The 24879-nt window shown below is 71.5% G+C and carries 25 protein-coding genes and 3 tRNA genes; 12 read left to right on the top strand and 16 right to left on the bottom strand.

Annotated features, from left to right (window positions below):
* Positions 1-112 precede the first annotated feature (112 nt).
* The gene (locus AB0C15_RS02945) at positions 113-328 is read right to left on the bottom strand and encodes a DUF3073 domain-containing protein (protein ID WP_124821603.1); all 216 of its coding nucleotides are present in this window, start codon (positions 326-328) and stop codon (positions 113-115) included.
* 304 nt (positions 329-632) lie between these two features.
* Complete coding sequence (locus AB0C15_RS02940; protein WP_357348077.1) at positions 633-1715, bottom strand: Glu/Leu/Phe/Val dehydrogenase; 1083 nt, start codon at positions 1713-1715, stop codon at positions 633-635.
* A 193-nt stretch (positions 1716-1908) separates the two neighbouring features.
* On the opposite strand from AB0C15_RS02940, the gene AB0C15_RS02935 reads away from it, so the two are divergent.
* Together AB0C15_RS02935 and AB0C15_RS02930 are read left to right on the top strand one after the other, a co-directional pair.
* Complete coding sequence (locus tag AB0C15_RS02935) at positions 1909-2748, top strand: hypothetical protein (RefSeq protein WP_357348076.1); 840 nt, start codon at positions 1909-1911, stop codon at positions 2746-2748.
* 251 nt (positions 2749-2999) lie between these two features.
* Positions 3000-3209, top strand: coding sequence for a BldC family transcriptional regulator (locus tag AB0C15_RS02930; protein ID WP_007073996.1), 210 nt, complete (start codon positions 3000-3002; stop codon positions 3207-3209).
* Between the two features lie 84 nt (positions 3210-3293).
* On the opposite strand, the gene AB0C15_RS02925 is transcribed toward AB0C15_RS02930, so the two are convergent.
* A complete protein-coding gene (locus AB0C15_RS02925; protein WP_357348074.1) occupies positions 3294-3683 on the bottom strand; it encodes a PPOX class F420-dependent oxidoreductase in 390 nt (129 codons plus the stop codon).
* A gap of 54 nt (positions 3684-3737) precedes the next feature.
* Between AB0C15_RS02925 and AB0C15_RS02920 the strand changes: the two genes are divergently transcribed.
* Positions 3738-4517, top strand: coding sequence for a class I SAM-dependent methyltransferase (locus tag AB0C15_RS02920; RefSeq protein WP_357348072.1), 780 nt, complete (start codon positions 3738-3740; stop codon positions 4515-4517).
* Positions 4518-4589: 72 nt separating this feature from the next.
* On the opposite strand, the gene AB0C15_RS02915 is transcribed toward AB0C15_RS02920, so the two are convergent.
* The gene (locus AB0C15_RS02915; protein ID WP_357348070.1) at positions 4590-4877 is read right to left on the bottom strand and encodes a hypothetical protein; all 288 of its coding nucleotides are present in this window, start codon (positions 4875-4877) and stop codon (positions 4590-4592) included.
* A 177-nt stretch (positions 4878-5054) separates the two neighbouring features.
* On the opposite strand from AB0C15_RS02915, the gene AB0C15_RS02910 reads away from it, so the two are divergent.
* Both AB0C15_RS02910 and AB0C15_RS02905 read left to right on the top strand, forming a co-directional pair.
* Positions 5055-5912, top strand: coding sequence for a 3-hydroxyacyl-CoA dehydrogenase family protein (locus AB0C15_RS02910; RefSeq protein WP_357348068.1), 858 nt, complete (start codon positions 5055-5057; stop codon positions 5910-5912).
* Entirely contained in the window at positions 5909-6652 is a 744-nt protein-coding gene (locus AB0C15_RS02905) for an enoyl-CoA hydratase/isomerase family protein (RefSeq protein WP_357348066.1), read from the top strand. The genes AB0C15_RS02910 and AB0C15_RS02905 overlap by 4 nt, the downstream gene beginning before the upstream one ends.
* A 66-nt stretch (positions 6653-6718) precedes the next feature.
* Here AB0C15_RS02905 and AB0C15_RS02900 read toward each other — a convergent pair whose 3' ends face one another.
* Positions 6719-8062 carry an ABC transporter substrate-binding protein gene (locus tag AB0C15_RS02900; protein ID WP_357348064.1) on the bottom strand — a complete coding sequence of 448 codons (1344 nt, stop codon included), beginning with the start codon at positions 8060-8062 and terminating at the stop codon, positions 6719-6721.
* Between the two features lie 155 nt (positions 8063-8217).
* Between AB0C15_RS02900 and AB0C15_RS02895 the strand changes: the two genes are divergently transcribed.
* Complete coding sequence (locus AB0C15_RS02895; RefSeq protein ID WP_357348062.1) at positions 8218-8607, top strand: hypothetical protein; 390 nt, start codon at positions 8218-8220, stop codon at positions 8605-8607.
* A 97-nt stretch (positions 8608-8704) separates the two neighbouring features.
* Here the strand turns inward: AB0C15_RS02895 and AB0C15_RS02890 are convergent, their stop codons facing one another.
* A complete protein-coding gene (locus tag AB0C15_RS02890; RefSeq protein ID WP_357348060.1) occupies positions 8705-9145 on the bottom strand; it encodes a hypothetical protein in 441 nt (146 codons plus the stop codon).
* Positions 9146-9276: 131 nt separating this feature from the next.
* Here AB0C15_RS02890 and AB0C15_RS02885 point away from each other — a divergent pair, with 131 nt between their 5' ends.
* On the top strand, positions 9277-9981 hold the full coding sequence (locus tag AB0C15_RS02885; protein WP_357348058.1) for a DUF2786 domain-containing protein: 705 nt from the start codon (positions 9277-9279) through the stop codon (positions 9979-9981).
* Positions 9982-10057: 76 nt separating this feature from the next.
* Here the strand turns inward: AB0C15_RS02885 and AB0C15_RS02880 are convergent, their stop codons facing one another.
* A complete protein-coding gene (locus tag AB0C15_RS02880; RefSeq protein ID WP_357348056.1) occupies positions 10058-10585 on the bottom strand; it encodes an SRPBCC family protein in 528 nt (175 codons plus the stop codon).
* A gap of 156 nt (positions 10586-10741) precedes the next feature.
* Between AB0C15_RS02880 and AB0C15_RS02875 the strand changes: the two genes are divergently transcribed.
* Positions 10742-11707, top strand: coding sequence for a hypothetical protein (locus AB0C15_RS02875; RefSeq protein ID WP_357348054.1), 966 nt, complete (start codon positions 10742-10744; stop codon positions 11705-11707).
* 533 nt (positions 11708-12240) lie between these two features.
* Here AB0C15_RS02875 and AB0C15_RS02870 read toward each other — a convergent pair.
* The 8 genes from AB0C15_RS02870 to AB0C15_RS02835 form a co-directional block, all read right to left on the bottom strand.
* Positions 12241-12314 (bottom strand) — tRNA-Phe (locus AB0C15_RS02870).
* A 99-nt stretch (positions 12315-12413) separates the two neighbouring features.
* Positions 12414-12487 (bottom strand) — tRNA-Asp (locus AB0C15_RS02865).
* Positions 12488-12518: 31 nt separating this feature from the next.
* A tRNA-Glu gene (locus AB0C15_RS02860) sits at positions 12519-12591 on the bottom strand.
* A 154-nt stretch (positions 12592-12745) separates the two neighbouring features.
* Entirely contained in the window at positions 12746-13612 is an 867-nt protein-coding gene (locus tag AB0C15_RS02855) for a polysaccharide deacetylase family protein (RefSeq protein WP_357348052.1), read from the bottom strand.
* Entirely contained in the window at positions 13605-14555 is a 951-nt protein-coding gene (locus AB0C15_RS02850; RefSeq protein ID WP_357348050.1) for a MerR family transcriptional regulator, read from the bottom strand. Before AB0C15_RS02850 ends, AB0C15_RS02855 begins: the two co-directional genes overlap by 8 nt.
* Positions 14545-15165: an isopentenyl-diphosphate Delta-isomerase gene (gene idi / locus AB0C15_RS02845; RefSeq protein ID WP_357348048.1), complete on the bottom strand. Its 621-nt coding sequence runs from the start codon at positions 15163-15165 to the stop codon at positions 14545-14547. The genes AB0C15_RS02850 and idi overlap by 11 nt, the downstream gene beginning before the upstream one ends.
* Positions 15162-16643, bottom strand: coding sequence for a phytoene desaturase family protein (gene crtI / locus AB0C15_RS02840; protein ID WP_357348045.1), 1482 nt, complete (start codon positions 16641-16643; stop codon positions 15162-15164). The genes idi and crtI overlap by 4 nt, the downstream gene beginning before the upstream one ends.
* Before the next feature lie 28 nt (positions 16644-16671).
* Positions 16672-17814: a polyprenyl synthetase family protein gene (locus AB0C15_RS02835; protein WP_357348043.1), complete on the bottom strand. Its 1143-nt coding sequence runs from the start codon at positions 17812-17814 to the stop codon at positions 16672-16674.
* A 64-nt stretch (positions 17815-17878) separates the two neighbouring features.
* Between AB0C15_RS02835 and AB0C15_RS02830 the strand changes: the two genes are divergently transcribed.
* Together AB0C15_RS02830 and AB0C15_RS02825 are read left to right on the top strand one after the other, a co-directional pair.
* Positions 17879-18802 (top strand): phytoene/squalene synthase family protein, encoded by a 924-nt coding sequence (locus tag AB0C15_RS02830; protein WP_357348041.1) that lies wholly within the window; start codon positions 17879-17881, stop codon positions 18800-18802.
* Positions 18799-20124, top strand: coding sequence for a deoxyribodipyrimidine photo-lyase (locus tag AB0C15_RS02825; protein ID WP_357348039.1), 1326 nt, complete (start codon positions 18799-18801; stop codon positions 20122-20124). The genes AB0C15_RS02830 and AB0C15_RS02825 overlap by 4 nt, the downstream gene beginning before the upstream one ends.
* A 54-nt stretch (positions 20125-20178) precedes the next feature.
* Here the strand turns inward: AB0C15_RS02825 and AB0C15_RS02820 are convergent, their stop codons facing one another.
* A complete protein-coding gene (locus AB0C15_RS02820; protein WP_357348038.1) occupies positions 20179-21255 on the bottom strand; it encodes a serine hydrolase domain-containing protein in 1077 nt (358 codons plus the stop codon).
* A 93-nt stretch (positions 21256-21348) separates the two neighbouring features.
* Between AB0C15_RS02820 and AB0C15_RS02815 the strand changes: the two genes are divergently transcribed.
* Positions 21349-22824: an NAD(P)/FAD-dependent oxidoreductase gene (locus AB0C15_RS02815; protein WP_357348036.1), complete on the top strand. Its 1476-nt coding sequence runs from the start codon at positions 21349-21351 to the stop codon at positions 22822-22824.
* A gap of 684 nt (positions 22825-23508) precedes the next feature.
* Positions 23509-24513: a LacI family DNA-binding transcriptional regulator gene (locus tag AB0C15_RS02810; protein WP_357348034.1), complete on the top strand. Its 1005-nt coding sequence runs from the start codon at positions 23509-23511 to the stop codon at positions 24511-24513.
* Positions 24514-24879: the final 366 nt, after the last annotated feature.

Genomic DNA, 24879 nt, shown 5'->3' with positions numbered 1-24879 from the left:
GGGCGGCCGGAGTGGCTCCGGTCGGGCCAGGCCCCTGATCGTCGGCGACTGCACCTGCACGGGACGTGCGTGAGCACGCGGAGGTTACCGCGTGCTCAGCTGCGTCGAGAGGTCAGCGGGTCGGACGGACCCAGGGATCTGGGTCGTCGTCAGCGTGATCCTCATCATCATCGCCGACTGACTCTTTAGAGTCGTCGTCGAAGTGGTGCTCAGACTTACCAGCACCCGCCAACTCGCGCTGCAAGGCGGTGAGGTCGGTGTTCGGGGAGTGGTACTTCAACTCCCGCGCCACCTTAGTCTGCTTGGCCTTAGCACGGCCGCGCCCCATGGCTCGACCCCCTCGCACAGAATGCGGGGCAGCCCGAAGGCGGGCCCCGATGACGTCAGGCATCTCTCGTGGCTCTTACGGTACATGGGGATGCCACCGTTCGGCACCTCGGGTTACCGTCAGCCGGCTCTGCGCGTCGCGTCGATCCGGCCGTCACCCAGTGTACTGGGTAAGGAGCGGATCGGTTAGCACCCGTGACACCGGACAAACCGCATCAAACTTTGAAACCCGGGTTCAGCTTAGCGAGCCGCACCGGCCCTCGGGGGCCCGGAGGCGGATCTCGTCGATCCGCCTCCGGTAGTGCTCAGCGCAGGTGGATCGCGCGCAGCCGCCCGACGTCCGCCATCCGTCGCTCCGCGAGCCGGTCGGCGGCCACCGCCGGCGGCACACCCTCGGCGTCGGCCAGGTGCAGGATCTCGCGGGTGGTGTCGTAGATCCGGGTCGCCCGCAGCTTCGCCCGGTCGAAGTTGAAGCCCTCGATTTCGTCGGCCACCTGGATCACGCCGCCCGCGTTGACCACGTAGTCCGGGGTGTAGAGGATGCCCCGGTCGGCAAGCAGCTTCTCGATCCCCGGGTGGGCGAGTTGGTTGTTGGCCGCCCCGGCCACCACCTTGGCGCGCAACGCCGGCACGGTGTCGTCGTTCAGGGCGCCGCCGAGCGCGCACGGGGCGTACACGTCGAGGTCCGCGGCGACCAGCGCGCTGGAGTCGTCGACGAGGGTGACCTGCGGGTGGTTGGTGCGCACCCAGGCCAACGCCTTCGGGTTGACGTCGGTGGCGACCACCTCGGCGCCGTCCTCAAGCAGGTGCCCGGTCAGGTACTTGCCGACCTTGCCCAGCCCGGCCACGCCGACCCGCCGGCCCCGCAGGCTCGGGGTGCCCCACACGTGCTCGGCCGCGGCCCGCATCCCCTGGAAGACACCCCAGGCGGTGAGGATCGACGAATCGCCCGCGCCACCGTGCTCCACGCTGCGCCCGGTCACAAAGCGGGTCTCCCGGGCCGCGACGTCCATGTCCGCCACGTACGTGCCGACGTCGCAGGCGGTGTAGTACCGGCCGTTGAGCGACTCCACGAAGCGGCCGTACGCGCGCAGCAGCGCCTCGCTCTTGAGCTGCTCCGGGTCACCCCAGATGACGGCCTTGCCACCGCCCAGGTCCAACCCGGCGAGCGCATTCTTGTACGCCATCCCGCGCGACAGGTCCAGCACGTCGGCGAGGGCGTCGTCCTCGCTCGCGTACGGGTAGAAGCGGGTGCCGCCGAGCGCCGGGCCCAGCGCGGTGGAGTAGATGCCGATGATCGCCTTGAGGCCGCTCTGCTTGTCCTGGCAGAACACGACCTGTTCGTGCCCGGTCGATATCGGGTCGTCGGTGCTCGCGAATACGCCCATGGTTGGCTCCTACGGTGGTGTGCGTCCTTGTGGAACGCGGACCTGGTGGACCCCGGCGGGGATGCTGCCGGTGTCATCGAGCCTAGTATCGGCCGCCGTGCGGGCGCTCGACGCGCCACCGCCGTCCCACGGTGCGGCGCGCGTGCTCCGGCCGCTGACCGCATACCGGCGTGGTTCGTGGGAGGATCGCGCGGTGCCGTCGCTCTTCGCTTCTTACCTGCGCGTGTACGAACCGTTGGCCGCCTTCGATCGGGACCGGCAGAGCTACTGGCGCCGCTACGTCTCGGAGGGGCGCGCGGTCGCCCCGGTGGAGGGGCCCGGTCGGCAGCGGACGGCGGTGATCGAGGCGCTGGGCGCCGGCTGGACCCGGCTGCCGGACCTGCCGGAGGAGGCGTACGTCCTGGAGACGGACGACAGCCTGCTGGTCTGCCCGTGGAACCTGCGCATCCGGGTCGCTGAGGCGGCGCTCAGCGCCCGGGACGGGGTGCCCTCGGTGCTCGCCGACGCCTTCGTGCCGCCGGTGCTCGCCGGGCAGGCCAGGGCGGTGGTGGACGACTGGCGCAGTGGCGCCCGGGTGCTGGAGCACGGGGTGCCCCGGGTGCACGAGCAGATCGCCACCTGGGGCGTACCGCTGCGGTGGTTCGTGCTCTTCGACCCGGCGGAGCGGGACCTGGTGACCCAGCCGGGTCGCCGGTCGCTGCGCTACCGCACCGAGATCTCCAAGGCTCGACGGCGCTCGTCGCGGGCGCTGTCGGTGCTGCGCAAGTCGGTGGGCGAGGCGCCGATCACCGAGGCGGTGGAGGAGGCGGCCCGCTGGCTGGAGGAGTTCCATCCGCGGTCCGTCGTCGAACTGGACTACGGCGGTCTGGTCGACCTGCTCTCCGACGAGACTCTCGCCGCGGACGACTCGCCCGAGCTGGTCGCCGGTGGCCTCGCGGGGCTGTCGCGTGGGGAGGCCGAGGAGGCGTCCGCCGCGTACGACAAGTTGGTGGCGCGGTGGCGCGCGGTGCAGCTGTTGGAGCGGTGCAATTAGGGGCATAAACCCCTAGGAGCGCTCCCAAGGTGAAGCGCTCTCGTAGTTGACGCATCACGAACCGTGATCATGAGTCCGAATAAGGTACTTTCTGCCGTGTAAAAGTCGTAAAAATCGGGCATGGTTCATCCGTCCGTCTAGGGACCTTCATCCGTTCGGCCCATGTCGGACATCGGGGACTAGCCGGACCATGGGAGACGCGTCGGCCGGCGGGACCCCGGCCGATGTCTATACATGTGGAGGAGTGACCGATGGCATCGCGAACGCACGAACCAGAGCCGCTACTCACGCCGGCCGAGGTGGCGTCGATGTTCCGGGTCGACCCGAAGACGGTGACCCGTTGGGCCAAGGCTGGCAAGCTCAGTGCCATCCGCACCCTGGGTGGCCACCGTCGGTACCGTGAGTCGGAGGTCAGGGCGCTGCTGCAGGGCCAGATCCCGCAGCAGCGGCAGGGCGACTGAGCCGGCGACAGTTCTACGTCAGGGGCGGTGGATCTCGGTCCGCCGCCCCTTTCCATGCCCGGTGAACACGGCGGCGGCCCCTGGTCAGCGCTGCGGCTCGGCCAACGTCACCCGGATGCCGACCGTACGGCCCTCGCCGTGGCGCAACCGGCTGCCCAGCAGGCTCAGCCGACCGATCAGGCGGTACTTGTGCTTGAGCAGGTCACGGACCCGACCGGTGTCGGCGCCCCCGTAGATCGTCGCGTGAGCTGGCACCTCCATTCCGTGTGGCCGACCCCGCACGTCGCAGGGCGCGACTGTCACGTCGCCGGTGTGGCGGATCCGCTTCACCTTGCCCGAGTCGGCCCGGGTCCAGACCGCCAACGCCTCACCGTCGCGTACCGCCCAGACCGGGGTCGGCACCGCCCGACCGTCCCTGCGGAAGGTCGTGAGCAGGATGTACTTCTCGGCCGACAGTCGGTCCAGCATTGTCACGCCGCCAGGATACGGCCGCTACCGGCCGCTGAGTGGCCGGATAGCGTGAAAGCCGTGACGGTTGAGCCTCTGATCGGTGACGTGGTCGGCGAACTGCTGCGGGACACCCTCGCGGTGGCCACCGGGGTGGGTCCCCGGCCGCTTGTCGGTGGTCGACTGCCGCGCCCCGTCATCGAGATCATCGAGCGGGACGACGGTCTGATCAACGGCGCCCCGGCCGCGCACTACCTGGACCAGCCGGCGGACTGGCAGCCGTACGACCACCGCGCGGTGGACCGGTCGCGCGGCGAGACGCTCGACATCGGCACCGGCGCCGGCCGGATCGCGCTGCTGTTGCAGGAGCGCGGCGTACCTGTCACCGGGCTGGACACCTCCGCGGGCGCGCTCGAGGTGAGCCGGCGGCGCGGCGTCCGGCGACTGGTGCACGGCACCGTCGACACGCACGTCGCCGACGGAGCGCGCTACGACACATTCCTGCTGCTCGGTAACAATCTCGGGCTGTTCGAGGGCCGCGAGCACGCCCCCCGCTTCCTGGCCGCGCTCGCCGCGCTGGCCCGCCCGGGCGCGCAGATCATCGCGCAGGGCACCGACCCGTACGGCACCCGCGACCCGCTGCACACCGGCTACCACGAACGCAACCGTCGGCGTGGGCGGCTCGGTGGCCAGTTGCGGCTGCGGCTGCGCTACCGCGAGTTGAGCACCGAGTGGTTCGACTATCTGGTCTGCTCGGCGGACGAGTTCGCAAGCCTGGTGCACGGCTCGGGCTGGCGGCTGACCGATGTGGACGACCGTGACGCCCCCTACTACCTGGCGACCCTGCGCCTCGTCGACTGAGCGCCTCGCCGACTGAGTGCCGACGGCCCCCGCGATCCGCGCTCGAAGCGGAGGCAGGGGCCGTCGTACGTCTCAGACCTGGACGGTCGGGGGGAGCTGCTCGGGCGGGAGGCCGCCGTCGCCGTCGACCACCTCGTCCGGTTGGCCGTCCTCGTCGATGTCGACCATGGTGATGTCCACCTTGCCGTCACCGTCGGTGTCGAACTGGAACAGGTCGGCCTTGCCGTCGCCGTCGGTGTCCACCACCCACACGTCGGTCTTGCCGTCGTTGTTGGTGTCGGCGCGCAGCAGCTCGACCCGCTCGTCACCCCGGGTCTCCACGGTCTCGGTCTCGGTGACGCTCTCCGGTGCCTGGCTCATGTCGAAGTGGTCCTTCCCTCGGTTGACGGGCCGTCATTACCCGATCCGGCGCTCCCCCACGCATGGGGAGCATCGGCGTGCTGCATAGGGTCGCACCATGAGCGAGCGGAGCGGGCGGGACACCCGGGCCGGTGCGGCGGGGACCCCGCGCACCGGCGGACGGGACAGGGAGGCGTGATGAGCGATCGTTTCGTGGTCGTCGGTGCCGGCACGATGGGGCTCGGCATCGCGTACGTGGCGGCCGGCGCCGGGCACGCCGTCGAGCTGGTCGAGGTGGACCCCGACCGGGGTGCGGCGGCCCTGAACCGGCTCGCCGAGCTGTGGGAGCGGGCGGTGCAGCGCGGGAAGCTGAGCGCTGACGAGGCCGCCACCAACCGGCACCGGGTTACGCTGCGTCCGACCCTCGCCGACCTCGCCCCCGCCCCCCAGGTGATCGTGGAGGCGGTGCCGGAGCGGCTCGACCTGAAGCGGGCGGTGCTGCGGGACGCGGCCGCTCTGCACCCGGCGCTGCTGGGCAGCAACACCTCGAGCATCGCCATCGGCGAGCTGGCCGCCGAGCTGGACGCGCCCGAGCGCTTCCTCGGCCTGCACTTCTTCAACCCGGTCTGGGCGATGACCCTGCTGGAGATCGTGGTCGGCCCGGCCACCGCCGCGGAGACCACCACCGCGGCCGTCGCGCTCGCCGGCCGGTTGGGCAAGGACCCCGTCGTGGTACGCGACATGCCCGGCTTCGCCACCTCCCGACTCGGGGTCACCCTCGGGCTGGAGGCGATCCGGATGGTCGCCGACGGGGTGGCCGGCCCGGCGGACATCGACAAGGCCATGGTGCTCGGCTACCGGCATCCGATCGGGCCGTTGGAGCTCACCGACCTGGTCGGCCTCGACGTGCGGCTGGACATCGCCCGCACGCTCCAGAACGCGTACGGGGACCGCTTCGCGCCACCGCCGCTGCTCGTGGAGATGGTGGCCTCGGGTCGGCTGGGCAAGAAGTCGGGGCACGGTTTCTACCGCTGGGAAGGCGGCGTCAAGCAATGACCGGGTTGCGGATCGAGGAGTTGCCGGACCGGCTGGTGGTCACCCTGGACCGGCCGGAGAAGCGCAACGCCATCGACGCCGACCTGATCGACGAGCTGCATCAGGTCTGCGCCGAGTTGGAGGCGCGCCCGCGCCTGCTGCTGCTGACCGGTGGCGCGGCGGGCATCTTCGCCGGTGGCGCCGACATCGGCCAGCTCCGCGAACGGGGTCGCACGGATGCTCTCGCCGCGATCAACTCGGCAGCCTTCGCGCGCATCCGGGCATTGCCGATGCCGACCGTGGCGGCCGTCGACGGCCCGGCGTTGGGCGGTGGCGCGGAGCTGGCGTACGCCTGCGATCTTCGGGTGTGTACGGCCCGGGCGGTCTTCGGCCAGCCGGAGGTGCGGTTGGGCATCCTGGCCGGCGCCGGCGCGACCCACCGGCTGCCCGCGTTGGTCGGCGAGGGCCGGGCCAAGGAGCTGCTCTTCACCGGCCGCCGGGTCGACGCCGCCGAGGCGCTGCGGATCGGGCTGGTGAACCGGGTCGTGGACGAGCCTGGCGAGCTGCTGACGGTGGCGCACGCGCTGCTTGACGAGATCGCCCTGGGCTCACCGTTGGCCGTGCGGCTGACCAAGCTGGCGGTCGACGCGCCCGCCGCCGCACACCCGCATCTCGACCTGGTCAGCCAGGCGGTGCTCTTCGAGGACGACGAGAAGCAGCGCCGGATGACCGAGTTCCTGGAGCGCCGTCGGCCGCGCTGATCCCGCGTACCGGAAACGGCCGCACCGGCGGGAAGCCGGTGCGGCCGTCGTGGGTCTCGGTGCCGCCTACTGCCGGATCTGTACCCCGGCGTCGGCCAGGCCGCGAATCACCTGGGCGGACTCGCCGAAGCCGATGATCAGTACGGCGTCCGCGCCGAACGCCTTGATCTCCTTCGCACCGCTGCCGAAGTCGACTGGTGCCGCCTTTGCGTCGGCCGGCGGCTCGTACGTCATCAGCTTGAGTCGGTCGCCGGCGACGCCGGCCTTCTCCAACTCCTCGCGGACGGTGCCCTGGAGGCCCTCACCGTAGGAGTCCTTGCGGGCGACGATGACGATCTTCTGTGAACCGTCGCGCAGGATCACGTCGGCAAGCGCCCGGCCCTGGAGGCTGTCCGGTGGGGCGGTGCGGAAGTAGAGGCCCTGGTCGTCGGCGTCGGTCAGGCTGCTGTCGGTGTTCGACGGGGAGAAAAGGATCTTCCCGGCCGCCACCACGTCCGGCAGCACCGCCCGGGAGATGCCCGAACCACCCGCGCCGATGATCACGCTGACGCCGTCCGTCACGTGCTTCGCCACCGTCGCCTTGGCCACCGCCGGGTTCGTGCCGTCGTCGCCGTCCAGCCACGTCACCGGCTTGCCCAGTGCGCCGCCAGCGGCGTTGATCTCCTTGATGGCCAGCGCGGCGCCGGCGGCCATCGGCGGGTAGGCGATCGCGAGGTCACCGGTCTTCGGCAGCAGGCCGCCCAGGATCAGCGGCTCCTGGTCATCGTTGCCACCGGCCCGCTGCTTCTTCGGCTTCGGCGGCGTCTTGGTGCTCGCCGCCGACTCGATGCCCGCGCCGACGAACTCGGTCTTGCCGTCGTTGATCTGCTGCCCGTCGAAGGTCAGCGTGGCGTAGCTCGCGGTGGCCGGCTCACCCTTGTCGGTGAAACCCGCCCGGGTCAGCGACACGCCGCGGTATTCGACGTCCTGCCCGCCGCGGGCCAGCGCGAGACAACTGGCCGGGTTCTCGCAGCGCTGCCCGTCGTTGGTCACGGCGACGATCTGCTTCGTGATGGCGGCCGGGTCGGTGCTGCCAGCCAACTGGGCGGCGAGCACGGCGATCACCACCGCGTCGTACGTCTCGGCGGAGTACACGTAGTCCGTCAGCGCCGGATTGACGGCCCGTAGCCGGCCCTTGAAGTCCTCGGGCAGCGGAACGAGGGGCGTGGTGCCCTTCATCCCGTCGACGAGACTCGCCCGTTCCTTCAACTCCGCAGGATAGGAGTTGAGCATGTTTCCGTCCGTGCCGTAGAGGCGCACCTGTTGGGCGCTCGCCTCCTCGGGCTTGTCATCCCCGCAGGCGCTTGTGGCGAGCAGGATCGTCGCGCAGGCAGCCAGTGTGGCCACCCGCGAACGGCGTGATACGAACATGGTCGTCCTTCCTCCGGCGAAGGTCCGCTGCGCACATTAGCGTGCCGAAGCCGACGGCGGGACCGTGGAGGTGGCGTAATGCGCAGGTAACTCACGTTGAATACGGACAGTGACGGTCGCCGGGGGACTTGACCAGCAGTTCTACTGTGCGCTGCGTGACTGACCTACCACAGCAGACGTTCGATGACGCGGCCGCCGTGCTCCGTTCGGCGCTCGCCGGCGATGGAGACGCGGTGGTGGGGGCCTTCGACGCGGTCGTCGACCGGGCCGGTCTGGACGGCGCGTACGGGGTCGCCTGGTGCCTGGCCGCGACCATGCTCGGTGACGCGCCGGAGGCCCGCGGTGCGGCGCTCGACTTCCCGGGAATCGACCAGGCCGGGTACGACACCCGCTGGGTGGCCCGCTTCGTGAGCGCGTACGCGAATCAGGACGAACCGACCGGTGAGGCCCTGTTCGGCGCGGCGGCCGCCGACGGGCTGCTCCCCGACTGCCTGCTCACCCTCGCCGGCTCGACGATCGCCACCCTGCGCAGCCGCGCCGGGTGAGCGGCCGCACCGGGCGCCGCGCCGGTGGGTCGCGACCGCGGTAGGCCGGTCGCGGCGTCCGCCGTCGTGGGGCGGACGCCGCAACCGCGCGGTTCAGTCAGAACGCGTGGTACGCGATCAGCGGCTCGTACTCGTACCGCAGGTTCTCGAAGCGGACCCGGAAGTTGACGCCGTCCCGGACGTTTGTCGCCACGGTGATCCAGCCCGAGTTGGCCGGCAGGTAGGTCCAGTAGTTACAGGCGCTCGTCTTGTCCACGAAGATCACGCACGCGTCCGTGCCGTACACGCTCGCGTTGCGGACGTTGATGTCGCGGCAGCGCGTCGTGGTCCGGTACTGGCCGGCCGAGCCGCCGTAGCGGCCGGTCTCGAAGTACGACCGGACCGCACCGCCGTAACAGGTGGCGAGCGGGGCGAACTGGTTCTGCCCCGAGCTGACCGGTGTGGTCGGTGATGTCGGCTCCGCCTGGGCGGGCGTGCCGGTGGCGAGCAGTGCGGTGACCGTGGCGACGGCGAGCAGGCGAGCGGTGGGGGATGGCATTCGTTCGCACCTCCGAGAACAGGTGACTGACCGTCCGTATCGGACTGATCTTCTGACCGTGACGATGATACGTATCGATTGATCCCGGTGGTGCCCCGATGATGTCCGGCCTGTGTGATAGCTCTGTAGGCATGTCCGAGGCCATGCTCAGCAAGGTGCGCAAGCTGCTGGCCCAGGCCGAGGACCCGGCCTGCACACCGGCCGAGTCGGCCGCGTTCACCGCCAAGGCGACCGAGTTGATCGCCCGCTACGGCGTCGACCGGGCGCTACTTGCCGCCCAGGACCCGACCACCGACCCGGTCGGTGATCGGGTGCTCGACGTCGTCGCCCCGTACGCCCGCGACAAGGTCGGCCTGCTCGCCGCAGTGGCCGAGCCCCTGCGCTGCCGCTGCGTACGCCGTCGGCAGGGCAACGGCTTCGCCCTGCACCTCTTCGGCTTCGCCAGCGACCTGGAGCGGGTCGACCTGCTCTTCACCTCACTGCTCGTACAGGCGGCGCACGGCCTCGCCGCCACCGAGGTGCCCGCGGACGACCACCCCGCAGCCTTCCGCCGCTCCTGGCTTGCCGGTTTCGCCGAGGTGGTCGGCGGGCGGCTCTGGGCGGCCGAGACGGCGGCGGCAAGCGAGTCGGGCGCGCCGTCGATGGCGCTGGTGCTCGTCGACCGGTCCGACCGGGTGCAACGCCGGCTCACCGAGGAGTACCCGCGGCTGCGCACCGCACCACCGCGCCGGTTGGGCGGCACCGGCTTCGGCTCGGGGGCGGAGGCCGGCCAACGCGCAAACCTTGGTGGTCGTACGGTCGGCGGCTCCGGGGCCGACCGGCGGCTGGGTCGCTGATCCGGCGGTGGCTCGGTGGTTGATCTGGGGGGTTGGTCGTTGGTCCGCTGGGGTCGGCGGCTGATCCGCTGGTTCGTCAGGCCGCCGTGCTGGGGCGGTGGCGCGAGACCGCGGCGACGTAGCGGGTGAGCAGCTCGTGCCACCCGGCGGTCAGTGCCGTACGGTAACCCTCGGCGGCCTCGCCGTGCCGGTCGAAGTGCCGGTGCTCCAGCTCGACCCAGGTGCGCTCCGGGCCTTCGGGATGGAACAGCACCTCGACCTCGCTCGCCCGGGCCGGGTCCGGCACCGGCGCCCGGTCGGGGCCGATCTGCCAGACGAAGACCAGTCGACGAGGTGGGTCCCAGGTGAGCACCCGACCCCAGTCAGCGCGGAAACCGTACGGGCCCAACTCGTAGAGCATGCCGCCGGCCCGAGGCTCCATGCCCAGCTCAGCCAAGGCGTCCGGACCGGACCAGGTGTACTCGGTGACCCACCATTCAGTCAGCTCGTCGGTGAAGACCGCGAACGCGTGCTCGGCGGAACCCGGGACGAGGAGGCTGCACCGGAGGGAGAACCGGTCGACGTCCTGCCGGATGTCGGCCGGATCAGTCAATTCCTGTCCCATAGGCCCGGACCATACCGGCTGATGCCCGGGTGTGCAGCTTCGCACAGTGCCTGGTTCCAGACAGAGGGTCGTCGAGCCGTCACGGACGGGATGCCCCGCCGGAAAGCGGGTAACCGCGCCGAACGACCGGAACTCTTTGCAGGCGGGCGGGAGATCATGAGCGAGAACGCGCAGCAACGAGAGCCGGTCCGGAACGTCGACGACGCAGCTCCGGACGTCCTGCTCGACATTCCGAAGGTCTCCGTCGACTCCATCCGGCTGGCGGTCGACGGGCTGGAGGCCGACCTGTCGCTGCGGGCCCGGGTCGCCAACCTGCTCCAGGTCGACGCCGGCGTACGGGTGCACCTCAACGGCGGCGAGTTGACAGTCAACGGGGTGAACGCCGAGGCGGAGCTGCGGGTGCGGTTGGAGCAGTTGACCGGGATCCTGGGACGAGCGCTCGACACGCTGGACAACAACCCGCACATCATCGAAGCACTCGCGCGTACCGCCCTCGACGATGTCGACCGCAGCACCCAGCAGTTGACCGCGAACGCAGCGGCAGTCAAAGCGACTCGGCGCTCAAACGGCGGGCCTGCGGGCCCTGGGCCTGCGAGCCCGCTTCCGGAGGGGCGTGAGCCTGGGAGCCTGCGTCCGGAGGGGCGTGAGCCGGCGGGCCAGCGGGCTGCGGGCCGTGAGCCTGCGGGGCGGCCTCCGGAGGGACGTGAGCCGGCGGGGCGGGGCGCTGCGGGGCGTGAGCCTGGGGTCGGTGCGCCGGGTGGCGGCCGGCCGGAAGGCCAGCGGCGCGAGGGGTCGCGGCATTCCGCGGAAGAGCGGCCCGGGAGCGCGGGCGCCGGAGAGCACCCGACAGGGGCGCGGCCGGACCTGCAACGTCCTGAGGGATCAGCGGGGCCGGCGGGCGGTGGGACCCGCAACCAGCCTGGTCGGTCGGCTGCGCCCGGTGCGAGTCCGTCCGATGATGGCGACAGTGGTTTGCCAGGGGCGGCGCAGGCCGCAGCTCAGAGCGCGGCGCAGTTCGCCGAGCAGGCGGGGGAGACGCTGCGACAGGCCGGTCGCAGCGTGTGGGAGGCGATCCAGGGCAGCGTGGCGCAGCATCGCCCACCGGGCCGCCGCGACCACTGACGAGCCGCCGTCCCCTGTCGAGCACAGGGTGTTCCCGCCCCGTGCCCGTGCGAAGGGCGTCAAGATCCGAGCAATGTCAGGGGAACTGCTGCCTCAGCCGGTCGGGAGGCAGCAGTTTCGGTGATAGTGCGCGGGCTGCCGCGCGCGGGTGTGATCCGGCGCGTCGCCAAGCAACGCATTGGCGCAAGATCGTGCTCGATCCTTGATGTAGTGGCCTCGTCCGCAGGCAGTTCGAGACGACTGTTTCCGGGATCGAGCACGATCTTGGAGGTGTCGGCGGCCGTTTCGGCGGTGCGCGGAACGTCGAGATGCACGCGATGTGGCGGCACCGCGGTGCCGGGTCCCTCAACGTTGCCGCGCCGGGGTCAGTTGCGCGACGACCTGCCGGGTCCCTTGACGCCGCCGCGCCGGGGTCAGTTGCGTTAATCACGCCGGGGTGACGTCAGGTCGTGTCGGCGGAAGCGTCGGAAACAGCAAGATCCCCACCTGCGTATTCGCTGGTGGGGACCTCTGTAGCCCGGCGAAAGGCTATGTGGCCAGGGGCGGGGTCGAACCGCCGACCTTCCGATTTTCAGTCGGACGCTCGTACCAACTGAGCTACCTGGCCGTGTCGCTCGGCTCATGTTACCCGGCAACCGGACTAACCGGCGGCAAGGCGACCTGCTCCGATACGCAGAACGCCGCGCGGGGCGCGGCGTCAGCGCTGCGGTCCTGACGGGACTTGAACCCGCGACCTCCGCCTTGACAGGGCGGCGAGCACTCCAACTGCTCCACAGGACCTAGCTTGTGTTGCTCCGGCTTGCGCCGGTCGTGCCCCCAACGGGATTCGAACCCGTGCTACCGCCTTGAAAGGGCGGCGTCCTGGGCCGCTAGACGATGAGGGCGGCCCCGCCATCATTGCACACTCGCAACTTCAAGCGGACTTGCTCCCATCCGGCCCCGCCGGAGGCTTCGAAAGCATACGTGATGCTCCGTCGGTCGACAAAATCGGTGTCGGCACAGGCTTGGGGTGGGCCATAACTGCAGGTCAGAGCGGTGCTAGTGGAGTCGGGTGATGCCGAAGCGCTTCTTCAGGTCGGCGATCACCTTCGGGCACGCGGCGAGCGTCGCGGCCCGATTTCCGCCCCCGTCGTGCAGGAGGACGATCGCGCCGGGGCGGCTGGCGGCGTGGATTCGCTTGCCGATCGTGGCCGCGGTCGGCTTGTCCCAGTCCTGTGGGTCGACCGACCAGTGCAGCGGACGCATCCCGAGGTCCTTGGCCACGCCGAGCACCTCCGACGTCCATCGGCCGCCTGGCTGCCGGTAGAACGACACCTTCGTGCCGGGAGCGGCCTTCCGGATGGCCCTGTTGGTGCGGTCCAGGTCGGCCCGGATGTCGGCGACGGGTCGCCGGGCGAGGTCGAGGTCGTGTCGCCAGCTGTGGTTACAGAGCTGGTGTCCCTCCCGGACGATCCGCCGGATCAACTCCGGGTGGCGCTGCGCTTCCCGACCGACGACGCAGAAGGTCGCGGTGACCTTTGCGGCCTTCAGTTGGTCCAGCACCTTCGGCGTCCAGGCTGGGCTGGGCCCGTCGTCGAACGTCAGGGCCACCGGGCGTACCCCGGTGTTGCGACCCAGACCGGCGGGGAGCTTGGCCGGCAGCGGCCGCAGCGGCGGCTTGGCCGGCTTGGTGACGCTGGGGCGTGGTGTGGGGGTGGGCGGTGTGGTGGATTGCACCGGCTTCGGCGGGCCGGCGGCGGCGATGGTGTGGTCCGGCTGGGCACAGCCGGACAAGACCAGCGCCACGGCGAGGACGGACGCCAGGGCGGCGCGGGCTTGCATCTGCTCGCTCCCGGAGGGGTCGGGGTAGGCGGACCCGACCGACGGTAGTTCACGCCGCCAGCCGGCGACAGTGCGGTCAGTCACGCCTCGACTGGTCGAGGGAGTCGCGGACGGCTGCGGAGAGCGAGACCGCCTCGGCCAGGTCGACCGGCCGCACCACTCCGGCGGGCAGCGTGTCGGCGCGCCAGCCGGGGCCGGCGGCGAGCACCAGCAACGGGCGTCGGGGTGCGGCGAGCAGCGCACTGAGCTGGGCCGGGTCGGCGGTGGCCCGGGTGTGTGACCAGAGCACCACGGCGGCCGGGCCGGTCCGGTTGACCGCCTCGACCAGAGCGGCCACCGGCACCCGCGCGCCGAGCATCCGGTAGCTGACACCGGCCTCCGCGAGAGCTGCGGCAAGCGCCTCCAGTGGAAGTGTGTGCTGTTCCTCGTCGGCGCAGGAGAGCAGGATGCGGGCCGGCCCGGTGGGGACCTTGGCCCGACTGGCTGCCGCGAGCGCCTCCGAGACGCAGCGGGACACCAGGTGTTCCACCTCGATCAGGCCGGCGGACGCGGCGTGTCGTTCGCCGATGCCGGCGAGCACCGGGCGCAGCAGGCTCTCCCAGGTGGCGACGACACCGCCGGCGGCCAGGGCGTGCGCGATCGTCTCGCTGATCGTCGCCGCGTCCAGCCGCATGGCGGCTCGGGCCAGCCCGCGGGCGGCCGGGCCGGACCGGCCGACCGGAATGGTGCCGCCGCCGTCACGGCCGGTCGGGTGGGCCCGGGCGGGGCTGGCGGTGCCGTTGCCGTGGGGCAACTGGTCCGGTGCCTGGCGGGCCCAGCGGGCCGCCTCGGCTGGACTCACCCCCTCGGCGGTGAGTCGTCGCATGATCTCGAGGCGGGCCAGGTCGGAGGGTGTGTACCGGCGGTGGTGGCCGGGGATGTGCTCGCTGGGCCCGAGCCCGTAGCGCTGGTGCCAGGTGCGCAGGGTCGTCACCGCGACGCCCAGCCGACGTGCCACCGCGCCCGCGCTCAGCGCCTCATCGACCACCCGACCGCTCCGCCGTGTCGTCCGCCAACAACTCGGGCGGGGTCATGGCGGGGCCGGGTGCGCCCGACCGGGACTCCGAGGGACGCAGCAGCCGGTGCACCACCCCACCCAACCAGGGGGCGTACGACCGGGGGTCGCGCTTCAACTCGGCCTCCAGTGCGGTGGGATCTGCCCACCGCAGCTCGGCCACCTCGTCCGGGTCCGGCAGTAGCGGAGCGCTGGGCAGGAAGTCGCCGCGCAGCACGTGGTCGTACTCGAACTCGACACGACCGGTCGCCGGATCCTCGGCGTAGTAGACGTAGACGCCGACCTCGGTCAACTCGACCGGGCCCGCGCCCAACTCCTCGCTGAGCCGCCGGTTGGCCGCCTCGACGAGCGACTCCCCGGGCTGGGGGTGGCCGCAGCAGGAGTTGGCCCACCGCAGCGGGAACCGGGTCTTGATGGCTGCTCGGCGCTGGAGCAGCACCTGACCGTCCGGGTCCACGAGCATCACCGAGAAGGCCCGGTGCAACTGCCCCGGCGGTTGGTGGGAGGCCGTGACGGTCGTCTCCCCGTGGGGGGTGCCGGTCTCGTCGACGAGTTCGACGAGGTGCTCCTCGCGGCTGCTCATCGGCCTTCACCGGTGATGCGGCCGGCGGCGAGCTTGCCGGAGATGAGCACCATCGGCACGCCGACGCCGGGCTGGGTCCCGGAGCCGACGAACACCACGTTCGACAGGTCGCGGTGCAGGTTGGACGGGCGGAACGGGCCGGTCTGGAAGAGGGTGTGCGCGGCGGCGAACGGGGTGCCCGCGGCCATCCCCTGCTCCTCCCACTCGGCCGGCGTGATCGCCCGGAGCACCTCGACCCCGGAGCCGAAGCCGACGTAGCCGCGCTCCTCCAGGGTGCCGATCAGCTGGTCGGTGTAGCGCTGGGTCAGGTCGCCGCGCCACTCGAACGGCGCCCGGTGCAGGTTGGGCACCGGGGCGAGCACGTAGTAGGTGTGCCGGTCCGGCGGGGCCACCGCGGGGTCGGTCCGGCTCGGGTTGGTCACCAGGAGCGACGGGTCGGTCATCAGCTCACCTCGCCGAATGACCTCATCGAAGGTGCCCTTCCACGCGCGCCCGAAGTGGATGTTGTGATGGGCGATCTTCGCATAGCCCTGTCGGGAGCCGACGTGCAGAACGACGCAGGACGGCGAGTAGGTGAGCTGGCGCTTCGGCGCGGCGGGGAGCAGGTCCCGGTAGGCGACCGGCAGATCGGGGTTGAGCACCACCACGTCCGCCGGCACCAGGTCACCGTCGGCGGTGAGCACGCCGGTGGCGCGGCCGTTCGCGGTCTCCACCCGGGTCACCGTGGTGTCGTAGCGGATCTGCACGCCGTGCTTCTCCGCCGCGCCGGCCATCGCCCGGGAGACCGCGTGGATGCCGCCGCGCGGGAAGTAGACGCCGGCCACCGAGTCGAGGTACGCGATGACCGCGTAGATGGCCAGCGCGTCGTGCGGCGCGAGGCCGGCGTACATGGCCTGGAAGGAGAAGATCCGTTGGGTACGCGGGTCGCGGAAGAACTGGTTGATCTTCGTTTGGAGTCGCCGGAAGGCCCCGCCGCCGAGCAGCTTGAGCAGGTTGCCGGTGATCAGGTCGGTCGGCGCGTCCAGGTTGCGCTCGATGAAGTCGGTGCGTTCCAGCCGCCACAGCTCCCGCGCGTACTCGACGAAACGCAGGTAGCCGTCGGCCTCCCGGGGCCCGCAGACCCGGGAGATCTCGGCCGCCATCCGGGTGGTGTCGGTGAGCACGTCGAGGGTCGAGCCGTCCGGGTAGTAGGCCCGGTAGGCGGGGTCGAGCGGGGTCAGCTCCAGCCAGTCGTGCAGCTCCTCGCCGACCGCGCCGAGCGCCTCGGCGATGAGGTCGGGCATGGTGAGCACCGTCGGGCCGGTGTCGAACTCGTAGCCGTCGACGCCGAGCCGACCGGCCCGCCCGCCGGGGACCGGCTCCCGCTCCAGCACCGTCACCTGTCGGCCGCTGCCGGCCAGGTGCAGCGCGCAGGCGAGCCCGCCCAGCCCGGCCCCGACGACCACCACCCGGTCGGTCCGTCCTGTCACCGTCCGCACGTGACCACCTCCTCGCTCGAGTCGCTCATCAGGCCCGCCGGTTGGTAGCGGCGGTGGCCAGCCCGGTCAGCGCGGTTCGCGCCGTCTGGTCCACGGGCGCGGCGTCGAGCGCGGCCAGCGCGTCGCTCACCCGTTCGGCGATCATCTGCTCCAGCCGGGTCACCGCGCCGGTTTCGGCGACCAGTCCGGCGAGCCTGTCGACAGGGCCGTCGGCGGCCCGCTCCAACGCGGTGAGCTGGGCCGGTGTGGCCAGCTCACGGGCCAGCATGAGCAGCGTGGTGGGCTTGCCGGTGCGTAGGTCGTCGCCGGCCGGCTTGCCGGTGGCCGCCGGGTCGCCGTAGACGCCGAGCAGGTCGTCACGGAGCTGGAACGCCTCGCCGACGGCCAGGCCGTAGTGGGTGTACGCGGAGGCCAGCGGATCGTCGGCGGGCACCCCGGCGAGGCAGGCCCCGAAGAGCAGTGGTCGCTGGACGGTGTAGCTGGCGGTCTTGTAGCGGGCCACCCGCAGTGCCCGGTCGACGGACCAACTGGCCGGGTCGTTCTCGCCGAGCACGTCGAGATACTGCCCGGCGACCGTCTCCACCCGCATCTGGTCGTAGCAGCGGCGCACCTCGAAGAGTCGGTTCGACGGCACCGAGGCGTGGGCCAGCAACTGGTCGGCCCAGACCATGCAGAGGTCGCCGATGAGCACGGCGACGGCCTCACCGAACCGGCCGGGGTCACCTCGGTGGCCGGCGGTGACGTGCTGCTCGGCGAGCGCGACGTGCGCGGTGGGTCGACCACGGCGGGTGGTGGACGCGTCCATCACGTCGTCGTGCACCAGCGCGAAGGTGTGCAGCAGCTCCAGCGCGGCAAGCGCCGGCAGCACGGGCGGCAGCGCCGCGGTGCCGCCGACCGCCCCGCGCCAACCCCAGTAGGCGAACGTGGATCGGATCCGCTTGCCGCCGGTCAGGACGGCCTCCCGCGCGGTGGCGGCGAAGTGGCCCATCGATGCGTCGATGTCGTTGAGGGTGGCCACCTCGGCGGTGAGGAAAGTGTCGAGGGTCTCGTCGACCGCAGTTACCAGATCGTGGGTGTAAGCGGCCAGGACGGCGCGGACCGGATCGTCCCCATCCCCCGGCCCTGCCGGCGCCACGCGGGTCACGTTGCCCGCTACTGCGTCGTTGGCCATGCGGCTGAGCGTACCCTAGGCTACGAGTTGCGTCGATTGGTGCGTCGATAATGGAGGAGGGCCGGTGGAAACTGATCTCACCGCTGCCTATGACCGGTGCCGTGAGCTGCACAAACGCCACGGCCGCACCTACTATCTCGCCACCCGCCTGCTCCCCGCTTGGAAACGACGACATGTGCACGCCCTCTACGGCTTCACCAGGTACGCGGACGAGATCGTCGACCGCACCGAGGACCTGCCGCCGGCCGAGCGCGCCGCCCTGCTGGACCACTGGGCCAGCCAGTTCATGGCCGGTCTGCGCGGTGCGTCGGTCGACGACCCGTTGCTGCCGGCCGTGCTGCACACGATCGCCGTCTTCGATCTCGACCGGGACGACTTTGCGTCGTTTCTGAAGAGCATGGCGATGGACCTGACCGTCACCGCGTACCCGACCTACGACCACCTGCTCGACTACATGGAGGGCTCGGCGGCGGTCATCGGCACCATGATGCTGCCGATCCTGGGCAGCTCCGACCCGGTCGCGGCCCGGGAGCCGGCCCGGCAGCTCGGCTTCGCCTTCCAACTCACCAACTTCATCCGGGACGTCGCCGAGGACCTCGACCGGGGCCGCACCTACCTGCCGGACGAGGACATGGCGAAGTTCGGGGTCACCCGCGAGGAACTGGCCGAGGCCCGCGCCCGGGGCGGCGTCACGCCGCGGATCCGCGACCTGATCGAGTACGAGGTGACCCGCGCCCAGGCGCACTACGCCGCCGCCGCACCGGGCATCACCATGCTGGCGCCCGCCTCGCAGGCCTGCATGCGCACCGCGTACGCGCTCTACGGCGGCATCCTCGACGAGGTGGCCGCGCAGGGCTACGACGTCTTCGCCCGGCGGGCCCTGGTGCCACAGCGACGACGGATGGCGGTGGCCGCGCGGGCCCTGCTCAGCTCGACAGGTACGCCGGTCGTCATCCCCGGGCCGACCATCCACCCGGCGGGCCGGTGACCGCGAGCACGGCGGTCGTGCTCCTCACCCGCGACCTGCGGGTGCACGACCACCCGGCGCTCGCCACCACCTGTGCGGCCTTCGACCGGGTGGTGCCGCTGTACGTGCTCGACCCGGCCCTGGCCGGCCTGTCGGCCAACCGCACCCGGTTCCTGCACCAGGCCCTCGCCGACCTGCGCGCCCAGCTCCGTGACCTCGGTGGCGACCTGGTGGTGCGGCACGGCGACCCGGTGGCCGAGGCGATCCAACTCGCCGGCGAGGTCGGCGCCACGGCGGTCGCCCTCAGCGCCGACGTGAGCCGTTACGCCAGCCGCCGGGAGCGGCGACTACGCGCCGAGTGCGAGCGCCACCGGCTGCACCTGCGCCTGTTCCCCGGGCTGACCGTGGTCGAGCCGGGCGCGTTGCGCCCAGGTGGCGGCGGTGACCACTACCGGGTGTTCAGCCCCTACCACCGGGCCTGGGCCGCCAAGCAGTGGCGCGAGGAGCTGGCCCCGCCGCGCCGGGTCACGCTCCCCGACGGCGTACGCGTGGGCCGGCTGCCGGCGTTGCCGGCCGGCGACTCGCCGGACGCGGCGATCGGCGGTGAACGGGTCGCCCGGCAGCGGCTCACCGACTGGCTGCCCGACCTGACCCGGTACGGCGATCAGCACGACGACATGGCCGGCGACGACACCTCCCGGCTCAGCCCGTACCTGCGGTTCGGTTGCGTGTCGCCGCTCGCGGTGGCGAACCGGGCCGGCGACCGGTCCGGCCCGTTCGTCCGGCAGCTCTGCTGGCGGGACTTCTACTACCAGGTCACCGCCGCCTTCCCGGAAATCTCGACAGCCGCGTACCGGCGGGGTGCCACCGAGCAGTGGCGCTACGACGACGACGCGTTGACCGCCTGGACCGAGGGCCGCACCGGGATGCCGATCGTGGACGCCGGGATGCGGCAGCTGCGGACGCAGGGCTGGATGCACAACCGGGCCCGCCTGATCACCGCCGGCTACCTGACCAAACACCTCGGACAGGACTGGCGGTCCGGGGTGGCGGTGTTCTTCCGCTGGCTGCTCGACGGGGACGTGGCGAACAACTCCGGCAACTGGCAGTGGGTCGCCGGCACGGGCAACGACACGAAGCCCTACCGGGGGTTCAACCCGGTCCGGCAGGCCGAGCGGTACGACCCGGACGGCGACTACGTGCGTCGCTGGGTGCCGGAACTGAAGGGAGTGCAGGGCAAGGCGGTGCACCAACCGTGGCGGCTGCCCGACCAGCTCCGGAGCACGTTCGACTACCCGCCGCCGCTGTCGGTGCCCGGCACCGACCCGGTCTGGCTGCGCTGAACGCCGGTCGCCGGTCGCCGGTCGCTGGTCGCCGGTCGCTGGTCGCCGGTCGCCTCAGAGCACCGAGTGCAACGCCTCGACGAGCTCGTCCACCCGGTCGTGCTCGGCCAGGTGCGCGGTGGCGTACGCGAAGGCGTAGCCGCGCTCGGGGTCGGCCCAGGCGCTGCTGCCACCGATGCCGCCCATGCCCCAACTGCCGTCCGGCTCCCGCTGCATGCCGAGCGTCCACTGGACCGTACGGTCCAGCACCAGGTCCGGCCCGTCGTACTGGACCGCTGTCGCCTCCGCGATCAGGTCCTGGTCGATCAGCCGGACGCCGTCCAGCACACCGCCGGCCAGCAGACCCGCGTAGAGCCGGGCCAGGCTGGACGCGGTGGCGTGCAGGTTGACGGCGGGCATCTCGGCACCCCGCCAGAGCGGAGTGTTCAGCACGGCCAGGTCCAGCCCGCCGGCCGGGTTGCCAAGCGCCCGCGCCCGCAGTGACCCCGGCTCGCCGAGCTTGCGGCTCGGCCACTGCGGGTCGCCGTACCGCAGGTCGGCGCAGCGCAGCTGATCCGCCTCGGTGAGCCCGAAGCCGAGGTCGAGTCGCCACCGGTCGGCGACCTCCTCGGCCAGGAACCGACCCACCGACCGTCCGTCGACGCGGCGGACCAGCTCGCCCACCAGATGCCCGTACGTCCAGGCGTGTTCCCCGGCCACCGAGCCCGGCGACCACTCCGGGTCGGCGGCGGCCAGGTCGCCGGTGAGCAGCGTCCAGTCGGCGATCGCGGTGGCCGGTCGGGGCACCGGAAAGGCCGGCAGCCCAGCGGTGTGCGACAACACCTGGCGCACGGTGGCGAGGGTGCGGAACTCCGGCCAGTACCGCTGCACGTCTGCGTCGAGGTCGACCGCCCCCCGGTCGACGAGCAGCAGCACGCAGAGCGCGGCCACCGGCTTGCCGACCGAGTAGACGTTCACGAGCGTGCCCGGCAGCCACGGCTCACCACCCGGCCCGCGGCCGCTGCGGGAGCCGCCGACCAGATCCACGACCGGCTGCCCGTCGTACCAGATGGTCAGGCCGGCGCCGGTCTCCCGGCCCGAGGCGAGCAGGTCGTGGAAGCAGTCCCGGACCGGACCGAAGCGTGCGTGCATCCGGCCACGGTAAGCGTTCGGGCTGGTGAGCGTGCCGACTTTTTCCGCCGACCCCGGTGGTCGGGGTGGTGTCGCTGGGGGATGCTGGTCCGTGTGGCAGAGGCGGAGCTGGTGGACGTGGTCGTTGTCGGGCTCGGTGTCGGCGGCGAGGAGGTGGCCGAACGGCTCGCCGAGGCCGGCCTGAGCGTCGTCGGCGTCGAACGGGACCTGGTCGGCGGCGAATGCCCCTACTGGGGCTGCATCCCGAGCAAGATGATGATCAGAGCGGCGAACGCGCTCGCCGAGGCCCGCCGGGTCGACGGGCTCGCCGGAACGGCGCAGGTCCAGCCGGACTGGGCGCCCGTGGCCAAGCGGATCCGCGAGGAGGCCACCGACACCTGGGACGACACGGTCGCCGCCGAGCGGTTCATCGGCAAGGGCGGCCGGCTCGTGCGGGGCAGCGGCCGGCTCGACGGTCCGCGCCGGGTCCGGGTCGGCGACCAGGTGTTCGAAGCCCGACACGGGGTGGTGCTGGGCACCGGCACCCGTCCGTCGGTGCCGCCGATCGACGGCCTGGCCGACACGCCGTACTGGACCAACCACCAGGCGATCGAGGTCGAGAAGCTGCCGGAGTCGATGCTCGTGCTCGGCGGCGGCGCGATCGGTCTGGAGCTGGCGCAGGTCTTCGCCCGCTTCGGGGTCCGGGTCACCGTGGTCGAGGCGCTCGACCGGGTGCTGGCCGTCGAGGAGCCCGAGGCGTCCGAGGTCGCCGCCGCCGCGCTGCGCGCCGACGGCGTGGAGATCCACACCGGAGTACGCGCCGAACGGGTCGAACACGACGGGGCCAGGTTTACCCTGCGCGGCAGTGGCGGCACGGCGTTCACCGCCGAACGGCTGCTGGTGGTGACCGGACGCAAGGCCCACCTGGCCGAGCTGGGTCTGGACACGATCGGCTTGGACGCCAGTCAGCGTTACCTCCCGGTCGACGACCGGCTGCACGTCACCGACCATGTCTGGGCAGTCGGCGACCTGACCGGCGAGGGCGCCTTCACCCACATCGCCATGTACCAGGCGGGAATCGTGATCGCCGACATCCTGGCCCGCGCCCGGCAGGCGAAGGCGGGAGCGGACGCCAGCGGCACCTCAAGCGTGGTCGGCGGAGCGATGGGCGCGTCCAGTTCGCTTGCCGCCAGCGGCTCGAGCGGATCGGCCGGCACCGTCCCGCGCGCCGACTACCGCGCGCTGCCCCGGGTGACCTTCACCGATCCCGAGATCGGTGCGGTCGGGCTCACCGAGCAGCAGGCCCGTGACCGTGGCATCAACGTCCAGGTGGGCTTCACCCCGCTCGGCAGCTCGACCCGGGGTTGGATCCACCGGGTCGGGGACGACGGTTTCATCAAGGTCGTGGCGGACGCCGACCAGGGCGTGCTGATCGGTGCGACCTCGGTCGGCCCGGCCGGCGGCGAGGTGCTGTCCGCCCTCGTGGTGGCGGTGCACGCGGCGGTGCCGTTGAGTCAGCTCCGGCACATGATCTACGCGTACCCGACCTTCCACCGGGCCATCGAAACCGCCCTACGCGACCTGTCCTGACGACCGCCCGCGTCCGGTGGCCCTGCGCTCCGGCCCCGGTCCCGGCCCCGCGCTCCGGCCCCGGCCCCGCGCTCCGGCCCCGGCCCCGGTCCCGGCCCCGCGCTCCGGCCCCGCGCTCCGGCCCCGGCCCGGCCCGGCCCCGGCCCCGGCCCCGGCCCCGGCCCCGGCCCCGGCCCAAGATTCGCGCAACTTCCCGGGATGTTGCTGCCTCCGACGTGCAGGAGACATCAATATCCCTGTTGTTGCGCGGATCTTGGCAGGCAGCGAGCATTCGGCGTCAGCCGGGGACACGTCGCGCAGAGCACCATGACTCTGAGGCATATCTATGCCGCAGAGTCATACGGCTCGTGGCGGTGCGCGCGACCGCTGGAAACGACCCGAGCTGGTGTCGGCGCCGCGCGGAGTGTGGCGTTGGGCCTGGCACTGGCACTGGCACTGGCACTGGCACCGGCCTCGGCACCGGCGGCGCGGGCGGCGAACGGAGCGATTCGACCTGGCCGCGCCCGCCGCGAAGGCCTACCGCGTGACCGTGTGGATGCGCGCCGGGCTCGCCGCGAAGGCCTACCGCGCGATCCGGTGGATGCGCCTATTTGGTGACCGGTGGGAAGAATGCGGCAGTCGGACAGCAAGCGCAGCGCATTTTGCTGTTCATTTCTTTCATCAAGACGACGTACGATTGCGCTCGTGACCAAGCGGTTGACTGAAGTTGCCAAGAAGGCGGGCGTCAGCGAGGCCACCGTTAGCCGGGTGCTCAACGGCCGTGACGGAGTCTCAGAGGCGACCCGGACCGCGGTGCTGACCGCGCTGGACGTGCTCGGCTACGAGCGACCCACCAAGCTGCGTGGCGAACGCGCCCGGCTGGTCGGGCTGGTGCTGCCCGAATTGCAGAACCCGATCTTCCCGGCGTTGGCCGAGGTCGTCACCGGGACGCTCGCCCAGCGCGGCTACACCCCGGCTCTCTGCGCCCGGACCATCGGTGGTGTCTCCGAAATGGACTACGTGGAGATGCTCCTCGACCACCAGGTCTCCGGGGTGATCTTCGCTGGTGGTTCGTACGCGCTCGCGGACGCACGGCACGACCACTACCGTCGGCTGACTGATCGAGGTCTTCCGGTCGTGCTCGTCAACGCGGGTGTGGACGAGCTGGGTTTTCCCCGGGTCTCGACTGACGACGCGGTGGCGGTGGAGCAGGCGTACGGGCATCTGCGCTCGCTCGGGCACGAACGCATCGGGATGGTGCTCGGCCCGGAGGGGCATGTGCCGTCGCGCCGCAAACTGGACGCGATGACCCGGGCCGCCGGCTGGGACGAGGGCGACGCCGAGTGCGTCGAACGTTCCAGCTTCTCGATGGAGGGCGCACGGGTTGCCGCGACGAAACTGGTCGAGCGTGGCGTCACCGGCATCATCTGCGCCAGCGACGTACTGGCGTTGGGCACGATCCGTGCGGCCCGGCGGCTGGGTCACTCGGTGCCGACCGACATTTCGGTGGTGGGCTTCGACGACTCCGCGTTCATGACCTGCACCGACCCGCCGTTGACCACGGTCCGGCAGCCGATCGAGACGATGGGGCAGGCTGCCGTCGACCTGCTGGTCACCCAGATCGAAGGTGTCGGTGTGCTCCAGGACGAGCTGCTCTTCGAGCCTGAGTTGGTGGTACGCGGCTCGACCGCTCCCGCCCCTGGTCGCTAGGGACTGCACCGAACGAGCCTTCCGGCCGTCGACCGCTCCACGCGGTCGGCGGCCGTTTTCGGTGCCCACACCACCCCACCCCACACCACCCCACCCCACACCACGCCACACCACGCCACACCACGCCACGTCGATCATGGAGTTGTGGTGGGTTGCATAACGCCCGTAATGCCCCTGAATCAGGCACCACAACTCCATGATCGACGCGCTCGGGCAGGGGCTGGCGGCATCGACCTGCTCGAATGGGGCGGTATGACGCGTTAAAGTCCGCTTTATTGGGGCGCTTTCACTGGCTTGCCAACATCTGTCGTCATCGCGTCGTGTCCTTTCGGAACCGGGTCGATACCTTGCTGAAATGAGTCGGCC

Origin of the sequence: Micromonospora sp. NPDC048835 (genome assembly GCF_040649995.1) — a bacterium.
Lineage (GTDB): Bacteria > Actinomycetota > Actinomycetes > Mycobacteriales > Micromonosporaceae > Micromonospora.
Note: the sequence above shows the minus strand (reverse complement) of the source record. Positions and strands in the feature narration are given on the sequence as shown.